Genomic DNA, 4504 nt, shown 5'->3' on the forward strand with positions numbered 1-4504 from the left:
GCGGTTTTTAATTTCGCGTGCGATGGCTAAATGTTGCTGTGAATACTCAATGGCTTTGGCATAGTTGCCCAGATAGTTGTAAACGTTTCCCAAATTGTTCAGTGCTGTCCCTTCCTCTTCGCGGTTTTTAATTTCGCGTGCGATGGCTAAATGTTGCTGTGAATACTCAATGGCTTTGGCATAGTTGCCCAGATAGTTGTAAGCGCGTCCCAAATCGCCCAGCGCCGCACCTTCGTCTCGGCGGTTTTTAATTTCGCGTGCGATGGCTAAAGTTTGCTGTGTATACTCAATGGCTTGAGCATAGTTGCCCAGAGATCTGTAAGAAATTCCCAGATTGCCCAGTGCATTCCCTTCCTCTTCGCGGTCTTTAATCTCGCGGGCGATGGCTAAACTCTGCTGCCCATACTCAATGGCTTTGGCATAGTTGCCCAGAGAGCTGTAGGCGAGTCCCAAAATGCCCAGTGCATTCCCTTCATCTTTACGGTCTTTAAGTTCACGGGCGATGGCTAAACTCTGCTGTTTATACTCAATGGCTTTGGCATAGTTGCCCAGAGAGTAGTAAGCGGAGCCCAAAATGCTCATTGCCCTACCCTCCCCTGGGCGGTCTTTAATTTCGGGGGCGATGGCTAAACTGAGCTGTGCATACTCAATGGCTTTGGCATAGTTGCCCAGAGAGTTGTAAGCGGAGCCCAAAATGACCAGTGCCATACCTTCCCCTTTGCGATCTTTGATTTCGCGGGCGATGGCTAAACTGAGCTGTGCATACTCAATCGCTTTGGCGTAGTTGTCCAGAGACTGGTAAACGAATCCCAAATTCTGCAGTGCCCCACCTTCCCCTTCGCGGTCTTTGATTTCACGGGCGATGGCTAACCACTGCTGTGAATACTCAATCGCTTTACCATAGTTGTCCACAGACCGATAAGCGATTCCCAAAATTGTCAGTGCTCCCTCTTCTCCTTTGCGGTCTTTAATTTCGCGGGCGATGGCTAAACTGAGCTTTGCATACTCAATGGTTTTGGCGTAGTTGCCCAGAGAGTTGTAAGCGATTCCCAAATTTTGCAGTACATTCCCTTCCCCTTCGCGGTCTTTGATTTCGCGGGCGATGGCTAAACTGAGCTGTGAATACTCAATCGCTTTGGTCGATTCGCCCAGATATGTGTAACTAGCTCCCAAAGTACCTAGTGCTAAACCTTCCATTCGGCGGTCTTTAATTTCGCGAGCGATGACTAAACTGAGCTGTGAATACTCAATCGCTTTGGTCGAGTTCCTCAGAGAGCCGTAAGCAATTCCCAAATTCACCAGTGCCGCACCTTCACTGAGGCGGTTTTTAATTTCACGGGCGATGGCTAATCTCTGCTGTAAATACTCAATGGCTTTAGTATGGTTGCCCAGAAAGCCGTAAGCATTTCCCAAAATTTTCAGTGCCTCCGCTTCCCCGTAGCGGTCTTTTATTTCGCGGGTGATGTCTAAACTGAGCTGTGCATACTCAATCGCTTTGGTGTAGTTGCCCAGAGAGTTATAAGCATTTCTCAAAATGGTCAGTGCCACACCTTCCCCTTCGCGGTTTTTAATTTCGCGGGCAATCGCTAAACCTTGTTGTGCATACTCAATCGCTTTGGCATAGTTGCCCAAAGAGAGGTAAGCGGCTCCCAAATTGCCGAGTGCTATATCCTCTCCTTCGCGGTCTTTAATTTCGCGGGCAATCGCTAAACTTTGTTGTGCATACTCAATCGCTTTGGCGTAGTTCCCCAGAGAGCCGTAAGTGCCTCCCAAAATGCCCAGTGCGTTACCCTCCCCTTGGCGGTTTTTAAGGGCGCGAAAAATTTGCAGTGCCTGTTGCCAGGAATTCAGCGCTGCTTGGACTTGGCCAGTCTGATACTGTTGCTTGCCCTGCTGCATTAGCCGATCGCCCTCTGCTTGACGAGCATCGGTAGTTTGAGCGATCGCTGGGAAGAGAGAGTCAGGAGTAGTTAATAGGGACATAGTGGCAAGCAGGAACAGGGAAATGGAAGCTAGGAAAACATGAGTGAGCCTAGAGTGGGTCGATTTGAGTAGCTTAAATGGGGAATACAGCATAGGATTCTAGAGTTGGAATTTAGAGAATTAGCTTGATCGCTCTTTCTGCCGTCGTCGTGCGATCGCCTCAATCTGCCACAGGCGATCGACCTTCATAGAAGCTTACTCTGTCTCCCCAATCTCGCCGCAGGGATGGGGACTCTAATCTGAATTAGACGGCAATTTTAGCGATCGCCCGATCGGTTTGAATCAAACCATTACCCACTGGCCTAGTCAAATCCAAAATCAAAACCTGGCGTGTTTAGATCGTCCATATCCAGAGCCGTCTGCTCTAATGCTCGATTAATATCCGCAGGACTTAAGTGGAAATTTGCAATGCTATCCTATCAACCCATTCCGATTAGCTGTTGTCGTCAAAATGTACTCAACTTGAGCTGGAGTTAAAGTCGGATTAGCATTCAAAACTAAAGCCGCTACACCCGCTACCTGTGGCGTTGCCATAGATGTGCCAGTTAGAGTGTCATAGGTGCTATAGGGAGTTGTAGAATAAATGTCTACTCCGGGAGCAACTAGGTAATCTAAAGGTGTGGAACCCGCACGGTTCGAGGTGTCAGCCATCCTGCCGTTTATATCAATGCTGCCCACTGCAATTCCCAAGCGATCGGCATTACGAGCTGGATAAGCTGGTTGGATGTGACCCAAATTTCCGGCTGCCATAACCACAACAGAGCCTTTGTTATTTGCATACTCAATTGCGTCATGCACCTGGGTGGACGGGGAAAACTCATTTCCCAAGCTGAGGTTAATTACATTTGCTCCATTATCAGCAGCATAGCGGATTCCAGCAGCAATATTATTCAACTCGCCGTAAAGGGAGGCGTCCAACACTCTGACAGGCATAATCTTAGCATTGGGCGCAACTCCTGTGATGCCAAAATCATTTCCTTCCGCCGCGATCGCACCTGCTATGTGAGTCCCGTGACCGTATAAATCCAGATCCATTGGGTTGTCGTCGCTAGCCACAAAATCCCAACCCCGAATATCATCAATGTATCCGTTGCGATCGTCATCAATGCCGTTTGCAGCAATTTCACCAGGGTTCTGCCAAATATTGTCATCCAAGTCAGGATGGGTGTAGTCAACACCACTATCCACGACAGCTACAACAATCCCATTTCCTGTAATGTTCTGATTCCAGACTTCCGGTGTATTTATGACATCTAGCGCCCAATTATTCCCGCCCAAATCGGGAATATTAGGGAAAGGATTTGAGCGGTTTAAGGTGCTGGAAACTGCTGCATTTGCATTCACCAAACCGTAGCCGTAATTACTATTAAAAGTGCCGCTAGGTGTGGGAATATTTAGTTCAGGAATAGAGGTGGCAGAAAGATTCAGGTTGTAATTAGTAGAGTTGCCTAAGAAGCTAGAGACTTGGACATAGTATGTTCCTGGAGCCAGATTCGATACATTAATGACATCGGGGACGATGCCACTCTCAAGAGAGTAGTCAATAGTTTCCCCAAAGTCAACTACACCGTTGCGGTTTCTATCTTGAATTAGCTTTACGTCAGCATCCGCTCTCAAACCGTCTAGACGCAGGCTAAAATTGCTCTTAGTGTTGATATCGAATCGATAGAAATGGTTGGAAGCTCCAACTCCGACAAAATCAGTTAAGTTGATGCTACCATTTTCAACACCAACAATATTACGAGCTATCGACAGAGAGTTCCCTGGATCGGCGAAATTCAACTGGGAAGCAGATATCGTTCCTGTTAGCGGATCTGCGTTGGCGATCGTTAATTGTGACTGCGGTTTGAGTTGAGAATCGGGGACATCGCCACTAACTCGATCGCTCGCAGAGTAACTGAAGTCAGCGCCTGCATTAGCTACAATAAAATCTGCTATCTGTGTCTGTGGGTCGAAGCTGGATGCTGTGGAATTAGTCAAGCTAGATTCAGGACTATAACCAGGAATATTCAATGGATTGATCGCTGGGTTGAGCAAGTCGCTGTTAGCCGGAAATGTTGATTGGGCGAGATCGTTTGACTGTTGATTGAAATAAAGGCGCTCGTTAGAATTAGTTGTGATGTCTAACATAATTTAAAACCTCAGATATTTAGATTCATTCTTGATTTAAATCTTACGCAGCACAGATCGAAAAATCATCCGTTCTACCCACAGACTTGATCGAGTACGGGGTGCAAAGTAGATTGCGGGAAAGTGCAATGTAGGTGAATATGTAGAGTAAATGGTTCACTTCCATCAGTGTTAAGATTATTGAGACGCGATCGCGAACAAAGATTAATTCCCCAGTCCGCCAGGGAATTAATTCCCTGTCTCATAGCGCAAGTCCTCTAAAAGAGGACTGAAGAATATAACTCAATAGTCCTCTTTCAGATATAAATGTCGCTGGGAGCGTGTCACTTTTGCGACAAGTATAAATACTTAAGAAAAGTAAAATAGTGGCTTTGAGCCATTGTTGAGCAAA

The 4504-nt window shown here is 46.8% G+C and carries 3 protein-coding genes; all 3 read right to left on the reverse strand.

Features of this window, described 5'->3' with window-relative positions; all coding sequences use genetic code 11:
- Window positions 1-1983: tetratricopeptide repeat protein (locus QUA77_RS28670; protein WP_333453994.1), on the reverse strand; the 1983-nt coding region annotated here is incomplete at its 3' end.
- A gap of 411 nt (window positions 1984-2394) precedes the next feature.
- On the reverse strand, window positions 2395-4113 hold the full coding sequence (locus QUA77_RS28675; RefSeq protein WP_333453996.1) for a S8 family serine peptidase: 1719 nt from the start codon (window positions 4111-4113) through the stop codon (window positions 2395-2397).
- A gap of 74 nt (window positions 4114-4187) precedes the next feature.
- A complete protein-coding gene (locus QUA77_RS28680) occupies window positions 4188-4358 on the reverse strand; it encodes a hypothetical protein (RefSeq protein ID WP_333453998.1) in 171 nt (56 codons plus the stop codon).
- Window positions 4359-4504: the final 146 nt, after the last annotated feature.

The sequence above is a fragment of the Microcoleus sp. K5-D4 genome, assembly GCF_036704575.1.
GTDB lineage: Bacteria > Cyanobacteriota > Cyanobacteriia > Cyanobacteriales > Microcoleaceae > Microcoleus.

What these genes read in the sequence shown, in the direction of transcription:
- QUA77_RS28675 (WP_333453996.1), bottom strand. Translation starts at nt 4,113, where the DNA reads ATGTTAGACATCACAACTAATTCTAACGAGCGCCTTTATTTCAATCAA.
- QUA77_RS28680 (WP_333453998.1), bottom strand. Translation starts at nt 4,358, where the DNA reads ATGAGACAGGGAATTAATTCCCTGGCGGACTGGGGAATTAATCTTTGT.